An 18,059-nucleotide genomic window follows, 5' to 3' on the forward strand; every position below is an offset into this window, starting at 1 on the left:
ATTGTGAGTGAAGAAACCGTAGTCGACCTCGATGTCAATTCGGCGATAGCGGCCGTCGAGAAGGTTGCCGAGGGTTTTGCGGCCGGGCTGCACGCGCGATTTTCTGCTCTTTCGGAGCTGCCAAACGAGTGGGCGAACTTGCTGAACTCCATCTCGGCAGCATCAACGTCGCGCCTCCATCTTTTCGCTGCCGTCCTTACGGTGGTCGTGCTCACCGCAGGCACGCTTCTGGTGCTGGAACGACAATCGAAAATCCGTAATGCCGCTAGGGGTGTCTTGCGGAGAATTGTGATGGATGCGGCAGCGGCGGGCGTCGCCCTCGCTGTGGGTCTTATTGCAGCCAGGTTGCTTGAGCCGTCTGGCTTGCCTTTACGCACGCTGAGATTGTGGGCCGTCGTGACGGTCATCGTCTACGGCGTTTTGTGGCTCACGCGATTTATCTTGATGGCGACGCGGCGGCCCGAAGTTCGCCACCGTTCCTTCCATATGCTGGCGCTGTCTCGTGATCTGTCGATCGCCGTCAGCTGGGCAATCGTGGGTATCGCCCTTGTCGCGACGTTGCAGATTTGGAGTGCCGGGCCCGGACTGAGGGACTTGACCCGCACCGTCTTGATGGCGGTGCCGATCTATCTTCTGCTTGCGGGAGTTGTGTGGCGGCACAGGCGCACGATGGCCAGTGCCGTCGCTGGTCCGCCCCCGAGAAGTCACTGGCGCAATAAACTTGCCAGGCGCTGGCCGGCAATCATCATCGCATTCCTCGTCGTTACATTCATCAGCAGTCAAGCAGCGCTCACCTTGGGAACGCCGCTGCCTGGATCGGCGGTGATGGTGACTGTCCTCATGCTGCTTCTGACACCGCATCTTGATGCGATGATCGCCAATTGGGCGAAGCGCAAATTGGAGGCGGACCATATCTCCGTTCCGGCAGCGGCGGCGCGCCAGACAGCCCGCTTCGCCATTCTTATCGGCACGGTTGCCATGGTAAGCACCTTATGGGCAACGCCGCTTGCAATGGGACTGGGGTTCCAACTGCGAAGCGTCACGCGCGAAGCATTCGAAATAACCGTAATCGCGCTTTTGGCAGCATTTCTTTGGAACGTAATCGGTACAGTGACGAGCCGTGCCCTGCAAGGAGTTCATCCCGCATTGGCTCCTGACAATGATGCACTGGACGCACCCCGATCTAGGCTTGGTACAATTGTTCCGCTTATCAGCGGGGTGGGAAAATCGAGCATTCTCGCGCTGGCGCTCCTCTCGGTCCTGATTTCTTTCGGTGTCAACGTCTGGCCGTTGATCACTGGTCTGAGCGTTTTTGGCCTCGCCATCGGTTTCGGCTCGCAGACGCTTGTCAAAGATGTTGTTTCAGGTCTGTTCTTCCTGATCGACGATGCCTTCCGATTTGGCGAATACATCGAAACGTCGGGTGCCAAGGGAACCGTCGAGAAAATTTCGATACGGTCCGTGTCTCTTCGAAACTCTCGCGGCTCGATCGCAACAGTGCCTTACGGGCAAATAGGGAAGATCCAGAATTTCAGTCGCGACTGGGCGATTGAAAAGCTGACATTTCGGGTTGCGTTCGATACGGACGTCGACCTGGTCCGCAAGCTGTTCAAGAAGATCGGACAGGACATCGCGGCAAATCCGGAGCTTGCACCGGACCTGATAGAACCCTTCAAGAGCAAAGGTATCGGCGACGTTGAAGACGGCACGCTGATCATCAAGGCATCCTTCACCGCAAGGCCTGGCAAACAATCGATGATCCGGCGCACCGTATTGATGGCGGTTCAAAGCGCCTTTCGGGAGAACGGCATCAAAGCGGTTTCAAAACCAATGACGGCGAATGCGGAGCCAGAAGCCGCTGGTTAAGGATGGGGTGAACGAAAGCAACTCAAGTCCCCTCCGTCAACTGGCGACGATGATAATGGGGTTCCGGCATTGGCCGTGCCGACTGCGATCGAGGCGAATGCCACGACCATGGGGTGTGCCCGCCCACATCAACGATCGGGTAGTTCCTGCGACCAGCCCTCAAAACCAAATAAAGTCGCGAGGCTACTCGGCCACCCATGACATTCGGCTGGATTTGCAAGTTCCGTGCAATCCGCTGCCGCCAACAGACTACCTAGAAGAAATGCCTCTGGACGCTTCTCCAGACAACGTGCGCCGATTGAAAAAGCGCAATTTTTTGCTTGGAGCCGCCAGCGGGCGCAATAATAAATGCGGCCATCTGTGAGCGCCCATGACGCACAATTACGGTACGACTGTTCAAACACTTGTCTCAGGTCCAACGGGTATGGGCGTGCCCGCTCGTTTGGCCCTGGCCCATCTCGAACGAAAACACATCGATCCGGACCCGCTACTTAAACGGTGTGGCCTGGAACGCGCTTCTCTCGTTGAACGCAAGCGCATCAAGCTGACCTCGCAGATCGCGTTTCTGAGCAAAGTCGGCGAAGCAGTCGGCAATGAGTGGTTGGGGCTCGATTTGGCCGATCAGGTCGATTTGCGCGAGATGGGGATGATCTACTACGTGGCAGCGTCGTCGCATACGTTTGAAGAGGCACTCCGCCGTCTGATGCGATATGTTCGGCTGGGCAACGAGGCACTCGAGCTCCACATGGACCAGGGAGCAATCTGTCGGGTAACGCTTTCCTATTCAGGTGTCGCCCGCCACAGCGATCGCCATCAGACAGAGTTTCTGACAATGGTGCTCCTGCGGCTGTGTCGCCAGCTTCTCGGCCAGCATATTGTTCCGGTCTCCGCGAGTTTCGTCCATCACCGTATTGGTAATCTTGGTGCAATCCGGCAGAGATTTGGCTGTGATGTCGAGTTCGGTGCCCATGCCGACCAACTGAGCTTCGACGGAGCTTTGCTGAAGCGACCGATCGTTGGAGCCGACCCGCATCTCAACGAAATAATGGTCAAGCTCTGCGAGGATACACTCGCTGTCCGGGCATCCAACGTCAGTCCGTTTCGCACGCTCGTCGAGAACACAATCGCACCACTTCTTCCACACGCCGAGGCAAATGCGGCCATGGTGGCAAGGCGGCTGGGCTTAAGCGAACGGACGTTTGCCCGACGTCTAGCCGCGGACGGGGTTTCCTTTGGTAAAATCCTCGACGGCCTGCGCCGTGAAATGGCGCTCTGCTACCTTCAAGAGGGACTTCAAGCCTCTCAGATCGCTTGGCTGCTCGGCTTTCGGCAATTGAGTTCGTTCAGCCATGCCTGCCGTCGCTGGACGGGCAAATGCCCGTCGGAACATCGGCGCGCCTACAAGCAAGGACTGGTCGCTTGAGTTACTGACTTGCGTCGACGCAATTTGTTCTTCTGACGGATAGAGGCATCCGAAGTTTGTCGATTAAAGCCAATGCTTTGCGCTTTGATGCCAACCCACTTGCAGATTTAACGGTGACCACAATCTTTCCGTTCGAGTTGAGGAACGGGGCAATCGATCATCTTAACCTCATTTCGAGCGCCCGTTGTGAGCACGAACCAGCATGTGCCGATACGCAGTGGCAACATCGAACCATTCGGACACAAGCCGCGGCTGTGCGAGCTCGCGCAGGAGTTTGCCTCCCGCGTGAAGACGGAGGCAGCTCGCAATTTCGTTCGCGACTGCAATGACGCGTGTTCCCATTCAGGAACAGGAGATAAGGAAGCAAGCCGATGACAAACAAATTGGACGAGATAATGCAAATGATCCACGCCGCCGACAGGGCAGCGGAGTGGCGCTTCATGCAGGTTGGACCGCTTGGCCGCTACCTGATCCTGGAACAGTCCATCACGCCGACACTGCGGGGCGAAGATGTCGGGATACAATGGGTGAAGAAACAGTGGGAGATCGCGGACGACTTCGACGCAGCCCATGCGGAAGAGCGTTACCGCAAGCCCATCAAGCGGCTGGCGGCGGCACCGTTCCCTGCCGCTGGATCGGGCTACGATGCACTTGTTGCGCTGTTGCGCATTGCCCACGACAGTCCATCCCACGACCCGCAGACGGATGAACTGGGAGACTTCATCTGCATGCATGGCAAAGATGGCTATGAAGACGAAGAGCGCGCGGAAGTCCTGCGCAATATCCCGTTGGAATTCGTCAACGGTTTTTGGACCGGCGTTAAGGAAGGCTACGAAGAATTCGACGACGCTCGATAACTGTTGGACGCAGGCAACAACAATGCCAACCCCGACAAGCAACCACACCCAGCAGAAACGACCGTTTCAACTCGGTTGATATGGTTTGCCGACCCTTCTTTCCTGAACTCACGAGGGACCACCGGGACTCGCACCAACCTGGACCCTGATGACGCCACCTCTAGGGCCGCAGCTTTATTGGCTAGCTCAGCCCAACAACCCGAATGGAGCCGTGCAGGGTGTGAAGAACACGATACCTGTCACCCCACGGCAACCGGACCAGCGCGGCGTTTCCCCTCGTGATACTCGCTCCACGCCTGTCGCAGGATTTGCATCGAAGATGTAAGGAAGATACCTGCCATGAGTGCTGCAACTGCCAAGTCAGGCCATGCGGTCGATGTGCCCCACACCCCGAGAGCAGCCGCCATGACCACGACATTCCCGATTGCATCATTGCGGGAGCAGAGCCAGACAGATCGAACATTGGCGTCACCGTCTTTATAGGGTCGCAGCAGGACAACGGAGCCAAGGTTTGCAGCCAGTGCCAAGAAGCCGATGACACCCATCACTTCAGCGCTCGGAAGTCCAAGGACAAAGACTTGATAGATAGTCGAACCAAAGACCCAGACAGCCATGACGGAAAGCGAGAGACCCTTGAACAGAGCGGCTGTCGCTCGGGTGCGCAGGCTCGCCCCGATCACGGCGAGGCTCAACCCGTAGGTGACGGTGTCGGCCAGAAAATCCAAGGCATCCGCCTTTAGCGCCTGCGAACCCGCCAGCTGACCAGCTACCATCTCCGTCAGGAACATCGCCCCGTTGATGGCGATCACAGTCCAGAGTATCCGCTTGTAGCGCGGGTCCACGCCGTCGAAGATTGGCACTCCACCAGAACAGCAAGTGTCTTCAACCTTGTGGAGAGCGGCTGCCTTGTCCACTGGAAAGACCAACGGGGCTGGGGTGCAAGAAGTGTCCGTTTCGTGGTTACAGCAGTGATCAGCCATGTGGTGCCTCCTTTTCAATTGGCACTCTAATCCCTATAGTGACTAGAGGTTCAAGGGGTTTTTCATGGATTTTTCGATTGGCGAATTAGCGCGACGCACCCAAGTAAAGGTGCCAACCATACGCTACTATGAACAGATTGGCCTCTTGCCGCCGCCGCCTCGCACCGAAGGGCAGCAAAGGCGTTACGATGAGACCAGCATGGCGCGGCTCGCCTTTATCAGACATGCGCGTGAACTCGGCTTCAACATCGAGGCAATCCGCGCGCTTCTCTCGCTGCAGGACAATCCGGATCGATCTTGCAGCGTTGCCGACAGGATTGCGTCAGCGCGCCTTGCTGAAGTCGAGGAACGCATTGCCAGCCTCAGCGCCCTGCGAACGGAATTGCAACGAATGCTCGAGGAATGCGCCCGTGGCCGGGTGGCTGAATGCCGCGTAATCGAGACCTTGGCGGACAGCAGCCATCGGCATGGCACTCTAACTGAGAACTGAACGCATAGTGTCGGTCCGCAATGGCAGACGCGGTTGCGGGGTGGCGATGCCTCTAGCCCGCGCTGCGGAACCATCTATATATGTGAGCCATGTTGACAATTCTCGCTTATGCAGTTGCCGCCGTCGCGGAAATCGTCGGTTGCTTCTCCATCTGGCGTGGCTCAGGCTCGACAAGTCGGCGCTTTGGATCATGCCCGGCATGGCCTCACTGGCGGTGTTTGCCTGCCTGCTTACTTTAGTCGACACCACTGCAGCGGGACGCGCGTACGCGGCTTATGGCGGGGTCTACATCGTCGCTTCGATCTTGTGGCTGTGGCTCGTCGAAAACAACAAGCCTGATCAATGGGACGTGACCGGGGCAGTTATCTGCCTCGTTGGTGCCGCTGTTATTCTGCTTCCGACGAGAGCCTAGCAGGTATAGCCAGGACCCCAAAAAAGCTGCCCGATGACCGCTTGTGGGCCCAAAGCGGATACACGATTTTCGGCCTTATGGAGCAAGTGCCACAAGCCACCTGTTAAGTTACCGCCAAGACTGCTCCGGTGTCGTACTGACGCACAAAATCTACCCGCGCGCCGTTCCAGTGATAGCAGTAGTGCCGCTCTTGGACAGGAATGGTTATGGCATCCGGCCAGAAGATGCCGATACAACGGTGACCCGGCATTCGAACGCTATTCCACAAGAGGCCATCGCTTCCCGCCGCCCTAAGTCCACGTCCCTCAACTTGGGAAGCGGTGTAATCGTGCGGATGAAGAACGTCAGGCACCGCGTTCACGTCATCCAGTGCTCGGTCCACGCTGCCTACCAAGACGCGAAAGTCCGACGTCCACCCCGGAGACTGAGGCGTCGAACTCATGAACTTCTGATGGTGATGGATTGTTTCGGCGACAGCAACTTCTTCACTGTCGCCTGCATAGTAGATACCATAGCTTCCGTCCGTGAAGCGACTTGGCCGCCCAGTTGAACAATGGACAAATGGGGCCATCACATAACTAGCGCCGACGCCCGAAACGCGACGGTTTGCGGGTACCTTGCCAAGATCGCCCACCTCAAATCGAATGCGCGGATTCGTTTTCGCCTCGACAGCGACAAGGGCTTCCCAGTCGCGGGGGTCGGCGATGTCCTCGAACAAATCGATAGGCGGATAGATCGACCTAATGATGCGGTAGGTTTTCGGCCACTGTACATGGGATCGTACAGCAAGGCCGCTTACCATGCACTCCGCTCCGCATCGAGCCATTCACGCATCACCGCAAGATCAGAAAGCTCGCCTTGAAGCATCACGTCCAGCGCCGACTGACCGCCAAAAGCCGTATTGGGCGCTTGAATCCACTCATATCCTCGTGTTGGGTCCTTAAACAGGTGCCGCACCCCCTTATGGATACCCATCAGGTGAGCCATTCGCATTTTCAGGTCTCGATCGATACGCCCTACGTTGCCTTCTTTCCATCGTGCCCAGGTGCGGGCTGACAAACCACCGAGCAAGGTGCAAGCTTGCGCGTCTGTGAGTTTCCAAGCGTTGAAGAGGTTCACCGTTGTGCGGGCGAGCGCGCCTGCTTCCACGTCAGTGATTTCAGCGGATGATCTGTTGAATGGAGTCGAAGCAATAGGCTGAAGCTGCATAGCATCCTCACTTTCTGGCATAAAAATAGCATATTATTGCCAATTGGCAAGCCTCGTCTCTTTGAACGACCAATCAAGCAAAAGACTTTTGAGAGCGACAATTTCGTCGCGCTCTTATTGTTAAGCGGGGACATTGGTCAGATAGCATCAGAGCTTAATCGTACCTCGAACCAGGTCGCAAGAACACCTAACACTAAACCTTCTGCGAGTGGAATTCCCTGAAAGGGTCTTCGTGGCATCTACTTCTCTGACGACCAGCGAATTGCGCAATGAACTGGCGGATAGAGATAGGCGGGCGAGGAGAGACTGGATCTTGACCTCGAAACGAATTTGGTCATTTCAGGACTTGTCGTGCGCCCCCTTTCGATATGTCATTGATGATGGATCGGATGAGTGGATTGGAACCTCTGATTGGTGTGCTTCTGATGCCGAAGTATCTCGCCTTCACTTTGTCGATCTTCTGCAAAGAACATTGGCCGAGATGGTGGGCGAGTCGCTTATCTCGATAAAGATTAAGGGTCGGACGTGTTTTTTCTTCAAAAAGAAAAACGATCGCAATAGTCGCAAATACGCTTATCAATCGTTCGAGAAGCTGACCTCACGGGATGTAGTGAAGGGGTACGGCCGACCCGGCCAGCCAATAGTCTATTTTCGCCACGCAGGCTTTTACAGCAATTTCATAGAATTAAACGGTGCTTGGTATCTCGCTATTGAGCCCACCTATCGCTTCACGACTGATGGCTTTAACGAATATCGTCGCTCTTCAGAAATGCTCAGCGGGATCAAACGTCTGGAAACCAATCAAAGCGTCCGAGGACATATCGGAATGTGGAAAGCGTTTCTCAATCGTGGCAGCGACCTGCTCCGACAGGACCCACTTCAGTTTAATGAGGTGGAGGCGTTAAAACTTGACTTCGGTGTCCCGGATGACCTCTGGAGAGGTGGCGAGGATCCCGTTGAAGTGAAGGATGTGGAGCGCGCTCAGCATGAACTTGGACTTTAACCTTTCGCATTTCGCTGAGCCTCTCTTGGAGTTTGGTGCGCAAGGCCTGTAGATGCCCCCGAAAGATCGGACAGTTTCACGGGTTGATTTGGTCAGCGATGAACTCTCGGGGTGAACGATATCCGAGAGCTTTGTGCGGGTGAAGAGCATTGTAGTGCTCGAACCACAAAGGCAAGGATTTAATGACGGTTTTTGCGTCTGGCGCTGGATTAACGTCGGCGTAGTCGCGCTTGAAGGTTTTGACGAGGGCTTCGGCCATGCCGTTCGATTCCGGGCTTCTGACCGGAGTGGTTCGTGCTTCCATGCCAATGTCCTTGAGCAGGGATTTGGTGTCTTTGGCAATGAAACAGGAGCCATTGTCCGTCAGCCATTCAATGGAGTGCGGCAATGTATTGACCTGGCCGAAGCGGCTTTCGACAGCAAGGATGGCGAGGTCCTGCACGTCTTCGCTCTTGATCCCTTCTGTGGTTGCGACATGGCCGATCACTTCCCGATCGCAGCAATCGAGAGCGAAGGCGACACGGACTTTTTCGCCATTGTCGCATCCGATCTCGAAGCCGTCGGAACACCACCGCAGATTGGATTGGTCAACGCTGACACGGCCGTCATGCTTGCGGCTTTCGTGATTGCCGGTATGGCGCTGAAGCAAGAGGCCATGAACCTTCATCACCCGGTGAACCCGCTTGTGATTGGGCCATGAACGGTTTTCCGCCTTGGCATTTCGGCGCAAAACTGCATGAACACGGCGATAGCCGTATGTCGGCATGGCACTAATAATGGCTTTGATCTCTTCGACCAAATCAGCATCGGGTTGTGGCGGACGGCCGCGCCGCATGGCCGGTCTGCCGGATGAGCGTTCGGCAATATTAGAGCGGGAAACATTCAAGATATCGCAGATGGGGTTCATCGGGTGCCGTCCTTCGGCCACGACAAGGACCGCAATGTCTGTTTTTTTGAATCCGTGGCGACCTCAAGGGCATCCTTGAGGATTTCCGTTTCCATGGTTTTCTTGCCTAGAAGCCGCTGAAGTTCACGGACCTGGTTCTGAAGGGCGCGGTATTGCGAAGCTGGCACAACTTCTTCTTCCGATCCCGTTGCCATCAAGGCACCCTGAGCTGCCAGCTTGCGCCAGCCAAACAGCTGATTGGGCGCAACACCCCGGCGACGGGCAACGAGACTGACCGTAGCGCCAGGCTCGTAGGTTTCCTGAACCATTTCCAGCTTCTCGGCTGTCGTCCAACGACGGCGCCGTTCCGGTCCGTTCAAAATCTCAATATGGGGCATGCGACTGGTCATATTCCTAACAATACTCCTACCACTTAATTAAGTGTGAGGGACTGTCCGGATAATTCGGGGGCTATTTCAAAGCCGACATGTCGATGTCCGCTTTGGTCTTACAAAATACGGTCCCGTCGATCTTATGTCGGAGAGCAATAAAGTAGTCCGACTAGGTGTCGTCGGATCGGCCGATGCAATAGGAAAATTTCGTGAATGGGTGATCCAGTGCCAAAATGGCGTTCCGGCCAAAAATAGCCGCCAACCAAATCTGTTTCCATCATTTCCAGGTCTCTCAAGCGGCGGCGCGTTTAGGACCAGTTTTATAATTGAAGATCGTGATGTGGGTATCCTTTCACGGTCAACCCTTTCGACGATTACGAGCGAGATTGATGACGAGACTGCAATCGCATTAGCGGTTGAAGCGTACGTTAGTGAGGTTCGCTCGCTGGCAGAACAAGATAGGCCACCTCAGGTTATTGTTTGTGCGCTTCCGGTTGAAGTTATTGAACGCGTGAGCAGCCTGCGGGCCACTCTGGATGATCCCGATACGGAGGAGGACACGTTTGAAACGTCTCGCTACGTCGATCGTGCCCAATCCAATTTCCGCGGCAGCTTAAAGGCGGGTACGTTGAATTTGAGAATTCCAATACAACTTGTTTGGCCTACGACTTATGACAACAATGCTGTTGTTCGACGAAAGCTAGCAACTTTGTCGACGCGAAAGGTGCAGGATGAAGCCACACGTGCGTGGAACTTCTTTTGCGCCCTGTATTATAAAGCTGGTGGCACTCCATGGCGCATGATCAGGGAAAAGAGCGATATAAGCACAACGTTCTTGGGCATCAGTTTTTTCAAAAACATTGATGGGAGTGCCCTGAAAACAAGTTCAGCCCAGTTATTCGATGAACGGGGTGAAGGGTTGATTTTGAAGGGTGGACTAGCTCTCGAAGATAAAACTGATAGGCAACCATATCTTTCTGCTGATGATGCATTTTCTCTTACGACGAAAGCGCTAAAAACTTACAAAAAGGAACACCTGCATTATCCGGGCCGGTTAGTCATTCATAAGTCCTCAAAATTTCATCCTGAGGAAATGGATGGGTTCAGCAAAGCAGTCGAAGCGGCGGAACTGGAAATCGCCGATTTTCTATGGCTTCCAGTCAAGCTCTTCCGAAATGGAATCTACCCTCCGCTTCGGGGAACCGCTATGAGGCTGGATGAGGACAAGTCAATACTCTACACCCGAGGAAGCGTAGATTTTTTCGCAACCTATCCTGGTCTGTATGTTCCAAACCCCCTTTTCATCATTGCGCAGAGACGAGACACCCCCAGCTGGGATGTACTTTTAAGGGAGATGTTGGCACTGACGAAAATGAATTGGAACGGCACTCAGTTTGACGGCGCACTGCCTGTTACATTGAGAGCAGCAAAGCAGGTCGGCGAGATACTGAAATATGTTGCCGACGAAACGACACCCGACCCTCGCTACCGCTTCTACATGTAATTTGTCTCTCGCCTTTAAATGATCACACCATTGTCCTGGGGAAGCACAAAGGAAGCAATGTCGAAGAAGAAGGCGCGCGGTGATTCAAAGCGCAATCTCAAGGTGGATCTGACATTCTCAGATCTTTCATTATCCGAAGAACAAAGAAGCATTTTCAGCGATGTCCTGGAAACGCAAGCCGGGGCAATGGTGGCTGCGTTTCCTGCGCTTCTAGCGAAGCTTGATACACTCCTTCGAACAAAATCGCCGACGCAAATGATAGCGGCATTGGCTTATTATGGCCTTCAAACAGGAGTAACGGAGAGCGGAACGGAGTTGCATTCTTTACTTCCGTCGGTGGCCCAGCACCATGTCGAGTTATTACAGGCGTTGGCGCTTAGAATCCCCGAAAATGAGTGGGGACATAACATTCTCATGCCTGACGACACCCAGGCCGTCATCGATACTGTCACGCAGCTTGCCGACGCATTTCATCAGCGTCGCTTTCTTGACTCCAGGGTCTCGGACGACCTTACTGAAAAGACTGTGAAATCCCTCAGCGAGAAACTCCGACTCCACAGACAACTGGTTCGTAACTGGGGCTATTTTTCAAATGTTGTCCGGATTTCAAATGAGCTTTATGAGCCCCTCAATGCTGGCCTGCAGGCGAAGCATGGATTCAGCGCGACTGACATAATCACCGTGGGAGTAGCCTTGGTCAAAAGGCTGGAACTCCTGCACACTGACCGTCTGTTGAAGATTCGAAAGATAATGCGGGAAAAGAAACTGCACCGCATCGTCCGTAAGTACTATGAATTGTTTCCATCAGCTTCCAGCCTATCGTCCCCAGTTCTGCCAAACTTTCCGCCGGGGTTTGATCCAAATATGTTAAGAACAACCATACTGGCCCATCTAGAACTTTCACTTGCCACTTTAGCAACAACTGATGCTGCCGATATCTCCGAACGGACTGGCTTACCTATTGCGACTGCTAAATTCGCCCTCGACCGATTGTCAGTCGTGGCAGGACAACTGAGCACTACTGAACCTGAACATCTATTTCTGAACAATCCGATATGGACTGCGCCAGGAGTGCGGCAGTCCGGTCGTTACTTTTTTGCCGTGCCGCAAGTGGTGTTTAGTTTCATTCATGACTTGATGCGCACGCTTGCCGAAGAAGCCGGACACAAAGCTGTTCTTGAAGAGCGCCGCGCCGTCTACTTGGAATCTAAGGTTAGAGACATCCTAATATCTGCCATACCTAACTGCGAATACGTGGAGAATGTTAAATGGAAGCTTGGCGGGGTAGAATATGAAACCGATTTGATTATCAAGATTGATCGTACGCTGATAATCGCAGAGTCGAAATCGGCTGCACTTACACCAGCAGGCTTGAGAGGTGCGCCAGACAGGATAAAGCGGAATTAGGTAGCAAAGACCACCAAACGCCCTCTATGTAATTGAAAAATAGTTATAATATTGTAATGCTTTTAGGATCTGCCAAATATCGGATGTGTACACCGCTTCCGACAAAGCAATGTCGGCTCAGCGCCCACATGCGGACGTTCGTCGGGACTTCAGCAACGTTCGAAAACGGACCATTACGGACCCGCTCACGCGGAGGCTTCTCTGCAGGAGATCATCCTTTCCTCCGCCAGACGCATCGCCGCGGCCGGGTCGAACGACGCGAAATCGTCAAATCCCCATACACCCGAACAACATACTCAGTCCCGAAGCTTTCCATCCCGGCGGTGTGTGAGCGTTGGCGACGGGCCTAAATCCGAAACTCTTCTTAGAAGCGGAAATACAGTATCTCGGCAATGCCTCGAATTGCGCGCGCCGGCGAGGGTTTTTCAGCGCGCCCGCAGGGTGTTAAACTGCCTCGGACTACATGGAGGATGGCATGGACATTGCCGCGTGGCTCTCGGACCTTGGGCTCGCCAAATATGCCACGACCTTTGCTAAAAACGAGATCACGCCCGAAGTGCTCCCGCATCTGTCGGATGCGGACCTTGAAGCGCTGGGCCTCCCGATGGGCCCGAGGAAGCTTGTGTTGGCCGCGATTGCGGAGCTTGGCAAGTCCGATATGCGGGGTCCCAATCCGATGGCCGGTTCAACGCCGCGCCCAGAAGCCGAACGTCGCCAGCTGACGGTGATGTTTGTTGATCTCGTCGGATCCACCGCATTGTCAGGTCGATTGGACCCGGAAGAAATGGCCGAGGTGATCCGGACGTACCAACACGCGGTGGCCGCGGAGATCACGCGCATGGATGGCCACGTCGCGAAGTTCATGGGAGACGGAGTGCTGGCCTATTTCGGCTGGCCGCGGGCGCACGAGGACGAGGCCGAACGGGCGGTGCGGGCCGGCCTCGCCATCGCCGCAGCAGTCGCCCGGCTGGCGACGCCAGCCAAAGAGCCGCTGGGGGCGCGGGTGGGCATCGCAACGGGTCTGGTGGTGGTGGGCGATCTCGTCGGCGAGGGCGCGGCGCAGGAGGCGGCGGTGGTCGGCGAGACGCCGAACCTGGCGGCACGACTGCAATCACTGGCCGAGGTCGGCTGTGTGGTCATCGCCGCCTCGACGCGGCGGCTGCTTGGCGAACTCTTCGAGCTGGTCAATCTCGGCAGCCACAACCTCAAGGGTTTCGCCCATCCGGTGCAAGCGTGGCTGGTCATTGGCGAGAGCCAAGCCGAGGGCCGCTTTGAGGCGCTGCACGGGATGCGGCTCGCGTCGCTTGTCGGCCGCGATCAGGAACTGGCCTTGCTCCTCGAATGCTGGCGGCGGGCCAAGGATGGCAGAGGTCAGGTAGCGCTGCTGTCGGGTGAGCCGGGCATCGGCAAGTCGCGCATCGCGATCGCCCTGCGCGAGCGGCTCCGCGGCGAGGAATGCGTGTCTCTGCGCTATCACGGCTCGCCCTATCACACGAACAGCGCGCTGTTCCCGGTGCTGGACCAACTGCGGCGGGCCGCCGGAATCGAAAACCACGATGCCCCCGAGGTGAAGTTGGCCAAGCTGCAGGCACTGCTTGTCTTGGCTGTGACTGACCCGAAATCGGCGATCCCCTTGATCGCTGAACATTTGGCGATCCCGACAGCAGGTCATTACCCAGCCCCCGAGGACGCACCGGAACAGAAAAAGGCGAAGACGTTTCAGGCGCTGCTCGCCCAGCTCGAGGGCCTCGCGGCAAAGCGGCCGGTGCTCATGACGGCCGAGGATGCTCACTGGTTCGATCCCACGAGCCTCGAGCTGTTCGATCGCGTCGTTGATCGGATCGAGCGGCTGCCGGTGTTGCTGGTTGTTACCTTCCGGCCTGAGTTCGCGCGCCGCTGGACCGGCCGACCGCATGTGACGCTGTTGACACTCAATCGTCTCAGGCGGAGCGAAAGCGCTGTGTTGATCGACCATCTCTCCAGCGGACGGCCGCTGCCAGCCGACGTGCAAGCGCAGATTCTCGCCAAGACCGAAGGCGTGCCACTCTTTGTCGAAGAGCTGACAAAGGCGGTTCTCGAATCTGGATTGCTCTGTGAGACTGGCGAGCGCTACGAGCTAAGCGGTTCGCTGCCGCCGCTCGCCATCCCCTCGACGCTGCAGGACTCGCTCCTGGCTCGCCTCGATCGGTTGATGCCGGTTAAGGAGATAGCGCAGATCGGCGCTGTCATAGGCCGCGAGTTCAGCTACGAGTTGCTCGCCGCGACCGCGCAGATGGACGAGCCGAAGCTCAGGACCGCTCTGGATGAACTCGTCCGCGCTGAACTCGCGTTTTGCCGGGACACGCCCCCGGATGCAATCTACACCTTCAAGCATGCGCTCGTGCGGGATGCCGCCTACGAGTCGCTGCTGAAGAGCCGACGCCAGCAACTGCACTGCCGGATCGCCACGGTCCTCCGCGAGCGCTTTCCCGACCGAGCGGAGGCGGAGCCGGAGGTGCTTGCCCATCATGCAACCGAGGGCGGTCTGCTCGATGATGCCGTATCGTACTGGCACAAGGCGGGCCTGCGCGCCAATTATCGCTCGGCCAACGCAGAAGCCATCGCCCACCTCTCCAGGGGCCTGGATCTTCTCGCGACACTTCCCGAGACTCCGGCCCGCCACAACCGCGAGATCGATCTCCAGCTTGCGCTCGGCATTCCACAAGCCTCCGCCAAGGGCCATGGGTCAGCCGAGGCCATGGCGGCGTACACACGGGCACACGAGCTGTGCAACAGGCTGGGCGGCGAGACATCCCAATTGTTCCCCGCCCTGCGTGGCCTGTGGACCGGCTATCGCGCCCTGGGACAGATGCGCACGACGCGTGACCTCGCCGACCGGCTCGTCACGATCGCCCGGCGCTCGGGGGACCAATCCCTGCTGTTGGAAGCCCATCACGCGCAATGGACGACGCATTACTGCCTCGGCAAGTGGCGGTCGGTGTGCGAGCACACCGCACAGGGTCTCGCCCTGTACCGACCTGAGCATTTCTCTCACGCCTTTATATACAGCGGTCACGACTCTGCAGTGTGCGCCACTGCCCACGAGGGGATAAGCCTGTGGATGCTCGGCTTTCCGGACCGGGCGCTGGCCCGGGCGGAAGAAGCCGTGACCCTGGCCCGCAAACTGGCCCACCCCCCCCAGCGTCATGCACGCCCTTTGGTATGCGATCATCCTTCACTGCTTTCGCCACGATGCCGACGCGGCTCGGGAGAAGATCGAGGCGGTATTGCAGATGGCGCATGACGGGATGCCACGCTATATACCCGATGCCAACCTGCAAATGGCCTACATCTCGGCGCTGGGGAGCGAACAACAAGCTCGGGCAGGCATGACCACGATCCAGGAGGCGCTGGCAGCCGACGAAGACGTGGAGGCGAAGGGCTTTTACGTGTGCCTTTTCGCCAGCGTCTGCGGACTTGCCGGCGAGGCAGATGCCGGCCTGAATGCCTTGAAGCCAGCAATAGCCGAGGTGGCGGCCACCGGCGCGCGCCTCTGGGAGTCGGAACTTCACCGGATCGCTGGAGATCTCCTGCTCGGCTCCGCAACACTCGACCTCGAGCCAAGCGAAGCACATTATCTCCGCGCCATCGAGGTAGCTCGGGAACAGCACGCCGCATCCCTCGATCTGCGCGCATCGACCTCGCTTGCCCGCCTGTGGGCCCACCGCGGGGACCGGCAGAAAGCCTACGACCTGCTTGCTCCTGTCTACGCTTGGTTCACCGAGGGCCTGAATACGCCCGATCTCATCGATGCCAAGGAATTGCTGGACCAACTTCGATAGATGCAATTGCGAACGGTCAAAGATCGTACCGAGCAACCTCACCTTCCTCCCGTTAGTCTGCTCCAAGACCCACGCTCAGTTGAGCGACTTCATGGGAGTCCTCTAATGTCACGGTGGCTCGGCAATCGTCATAGCTGGAGGGGCTCCTCTTTCCGGATCCGCGTCCAATCCTGTCGCGCGCGGGATCGAAGTACCCGTCATGATCCGACTTGGAGAGGCCAATCTCGCGATTCCAAATGATCAGCTTTTGGAATGTCCTCTCTGCGCCGATACTGTTGAAAAACTCGTTGTTGCAGGCGCCTGGGACGCATGATTCACTCCTCTGAGTGATTTGGCAGGGGATCAGGCGATGATGGGATTTCAGGCGGCTCCGGCGCAGCTCTTCTACGATTTCAGCCTCGATGAGCACGTGCCGGCCGATCATCTTCTGCGCCGGATCGACAACCACCTGGACCTCGATAGCGTCCGCACGCAGTTGAATCCCTACTACAGCAGCACGGGTCGGCCCTCGATCGATCCAGAACTGATGATGCGAATGCTGATCATCGGATACAGCATGGGTATCCGGTCGGAGCGCCGGCTGTGCGAGGAGGTTCATCTCAATCTCGCCTACCGTTTGTTCTGCCGGCTTGGACTGGACGGCAAGGTACCGGACCATTCCAGCTTCTCGAAGAACCGCCACGGGCGTTTCCGGCAAAGCGATATCCTTCGGCATCTGTTCGAGACGGTGGTGGAGCGCTGCCTGGCGCAGGGGCTGGTTGGGACTGAAGGCTTTGCCGTCGATGCCAGCTTGATTGCTGCCGATGCCAACAAGCAGCGCTCAGTGCCTGGCTTGGAATGGAGTGTCCAAGAGGCGAAGGATAATGCTGGGCGTTCCGTGCAGGAATATCTGGCGGTCCTCGATGATGCCGCCTTCGGAGCGGCTTCGCAGGTGATGCCGAAGTTCATTTCCCCGTCGGACCCGGCAGCCCAATGGACCGGAGCACATAAAGGCCACGCCTTCTTCGCCTACGCCACCAACTATCTGATCGACACCGACCATGGCGTCATTCTCGATGTTGAAGCCACCCGTGCCATCCGCCAAGCGGAAGTTGGCGCTTCACGCACGATGATCGACAGAACCGAGAACCGCTTTGGCTTGAAACCGCACTATGTTGTGGCGGACAGCGCCTACGGCTCTGCCGATAATCTTGCATGGCTCGTCAAACACAAGAAGATTGCTCCGCATATTCCGGTGTTCGACAAGTCCAACCGGACGGACGGGACCTTCTCGCGTGCCGATTTTGTCTGGGATGGCGAGAATGATCGCTACATCTGCCCGGCAGGCAAGGAACTGGCGCAGTTCCGGCGCACCTACGCAACCCCGCGATCAGGCATCACAAGCGAGGGCACCCGGCTTTACCGGGCCGGCAAGAAGGATTGCGATGCCTGCGACCTCAAGCAGCGCTGCTGCCCGAATACATTTGCTCGCAAAGTCCCACGCGATCTCAATGAGGATGCGCGCGATGTCGCAAGAGCTATCACCGAGACACCGGATTACGAGCGTTCGCGGCATCGGCGCAAAAAGGTGGAAATGCTCTTTGCTCACCTCAAGCGCATTCTAAAAATGACGCGACTGAGGCTGCGAGGCCCATGCGGTGCACGCGATGAATTCCTTCTCGCTGCAACAGCACAAAATCTCAGAAGGCTGGCAAAGCTCAGGCCTTCACGCCTGCCAACGGCCGCCATGGCAATTTGATGGCCTGCGGCACACTCCCATCCAGCCGTGTTAGAGCCAGGGCCGCCTTGCAAACGTCCTGAAAAACCTCG

14 protein-coding genes and 1 pseudogene are annotated in these 18,059 nt (G+C 56.7%); 11 read left to right on the forward strand and 4 right to left on the reverse strand.

Annotated features, from left to right (window positions below; translation table 11 throughout):
* The first annotated feature begins 3 nt into the window (after nt 1–3).
* The 3 genes from ACSQ3H_RS13425 to ACSQ3H_RS13435 all read left to right on the forward strand — a co-directional run bounded on the left by ACSQ3H_RS13425 (nt 4) and on the right by ACSQ3H_RS13435 (nt 4,146).
* On the forward strand, nt 4–1,866 hold the full coding sequence (locus tag ACSQ3H_RS13425) for a mechanosensitive ion channel family protein (protein ID WP_436117510.1): 1,863 nt from the start codon (nt 4–6) through the stop codon (nt 1,864–1,866).
* 370 nt (nt 1,867–2,236) lie between these two features.
* Nucleotides 2,237–3,289: an AraC family transcriptional regulator gene (locus ACSQ3H_RS13430; RefSeq protein WP_436117511.1), complete on the forward strand. Its 1,053-nt coding sequence runs from the start codon at nt 2,237–2,239 to the stop codon at nt 3,287–3,289.
* A gap of 371 nt (nt 3,290–3,660) precedes the next feature.
* Nucleotides 3,661–4,146 carry a hypothetical protein gene (locus tag ACSQ3H_RS13435; RefSeq protein WP_436117512.1) on the forward strand — a complete coding sequence of 162 codons (486 nt, stop codon included), beginning with the start codon at nt 3,661–3,663 and terminating at the stop codon, nt 4,144–4,146.
* Nucleotides 4,147–4,385: 239 nt separating this feature from the next.
* Here ACSQ3H_RS13435 and ACSQ3H_RS13440 read toward each other — a convergent pair whose 3' ends face one another.
* The gene (locus tag ACSQ3H_RS13440; RefSeq protein ID WP_436117513.1) at nt 4,386–5,126 is read right to left on the reverse strand and encodes a cation transporter; all 741 of its coding nucleotides are present in this window, start codon (nt 5,124–5,126) and stop codon (nt 4,386–4,388) included.
* A gap of 64 nt (nt 5,127–5,190) precedes the next feature.
* Between ACSQ3H_RS13440 and ACSQ3H_RS13445 the strand changes: the two genes are divergently transcribed.
* The gene (locus tag ACSQ3H_RS13445; protein WP_436117514.1) at nt 5,191–5,616 is read left to right on the forward strand and encodes a MerR family transcriptional regulator; all 426 of its coding nucleotides are present in this window, start codon (nt 5,191–5,193) and stop codon (nt 5,614–5,616) included.
* An 89-nt stretch (nt 5,617–5,705) separates the two neighbouring features.
* Nucleotides 5,706–6,028, forward strand: a pseudogene (locus ACSQ3H_RS13450) (YnfA family protein).
* Between the two features lie 103 nt (nt 6,029–6,131).
* Here ACSQ3H_RS13450 and ACSQ3H_RS13455 read toward each other — a convergent pair.
* On the reverse strand, nt 6,132–6,830 hold the full coding sequence (locus ACSQ3H_RS13455; protein ID WP_436117515.1) for an RES family NAD+ phosphorylase: 699 nt from the start codon (nt 6,828–6,830) through the stop codon (nt 6,132–6,134).
* Nucleotides 6,824–7,237, reverse strand: a complete 414-nt coding sequence (locus tag ACSQ3H_RS13460; RefSeq protein ID WP_436117516.1) for an MbcA/ParS/Xre antitoxin family protein — start codon at nt 7,235–7,237, stop codon at nt 6,824–6,826. The genes ACSQ3H_RS13455 and ACSQ3H_RS13460 overlap by 7 nt, the downstream gene beginning before the upstream one ends.
* 313 nt (nt 7,238–7,550) lie before the next feature.
* Between ACSQ3H_RS13460 and ACSQ3H_RS13465 the strand changes: the two genes are divergently transcribed.
* Nucleotides 7,551–8,240, forward strand: a complete 690-nt coding sequence (locus ACSQ3H_RS13465; protein WP_436117517.1) for a hypothetical protein — start codon at nt 7,551–7,553, stop codon at nt 8,238–8,240.
* 76 nt (nt 8,241–8,316) lie between these two features.
* Here the strand turns inward: ACSQ3H_RS13465 and ACSQ3H_RS13470 are convergent.
* Nucleotides 8,317–9,536 (reverse strand): IS3 family transposase gene (locus tag ACSQ3H_RS13470; RefSeq protein WP_436115654.1). Its coding sequence is split into 2 segments (ribosomal slippage): nt 8,317–9,197 and nt 9,197–9,536, totalling 1,221 coding nucleotides; the frame shifts between segments, so codons are not numbered across the junction.
* A gap of 124 nt (nt 9,537–9,660) precedes the next feature.
* On the opposite strand from ACSQ3H_RS13470, the gene ACSQ3H_RS13475 reads away from it, so the two are divergent.
* The 5 genes from ACSQ3H_RS13475 to ACSQ3H_RS13495 all read left to right on the forward strand — a co-directional run bounded on the left by ACSQ3H_RS13475 (nt 9,661) and on the right by ACSQ3H_RS13495 (nt 17,988).
* Nucleotides 9,661–11,022 carry an argonaute/piwi family protein gene (locus tag ACSQ3H_RS13475; RefSeq protein ID WP_436117518.1) on the forward strand — a complete coding sequence of 454 codons (1,362 nt, stop codon included), beginning with the start codon at nt 9,661–9,663 and terminating at the stop codon, nt 11,020–11,022.
* 57 nt (nt 11,023–11,079) lie between these two features.
* The gene (locus ACSQ3H_RS13480; protein ID WP_436117519.1) at nt 11,080–12,429 is read left to right on the forward strand and encodes a hypothetical protein; all 1,350 of its coding nucleotides are present in this window, start codon (nt 11,080–11,082) and stop codon (nt 12,427–12,429) included.
* Nucleotides 12,430–12,904: 475 nt separating this feature from the next.
* Entirely contained in the window at nt 12,905–15,712 is a 2,808-nt protein-coding gene (locus ACSQ3H_RS13485; protein WP_436117520.1) for an AAA family ATPase, read from the forward strand.
* Between the two features lie 4 nt (nt 15,713–15,716).
* A complete protein-coding gene (locus tag ACSQ3H_RS13490) occupies nt 15,717–16,250 on the forward strand; it encodes a hypothetical protein (RefSeq protein WP_436117521.1) in 534 nt (177 codons plus the stop codon).
* A 349-nt stretch (nt 16,251–16,599) separates the two neighbouring features.
* On the forward strand, nt 16,600–17,988 hold the full coding sequence (locus ACSQ3H_RS13495; RefSeq protein WP_436117522.1) for a transposase: 1,389 nt from the start codon (nt 16,600–16,602) through the stop codon (nt 17,986–17,988).
* Nucleotides 17,989–18,059 lie beyond the last annotated feature (71 nt).

This window comes from Phyllobacterium sp. LjRoot231 (assembly GCF_964253365.1).
Lineage (GTDB): Bacteria > Pseudomonadota > Alphaproteobacteria > Rhizobiales > Rhizobiaceae > Phyllobacterium.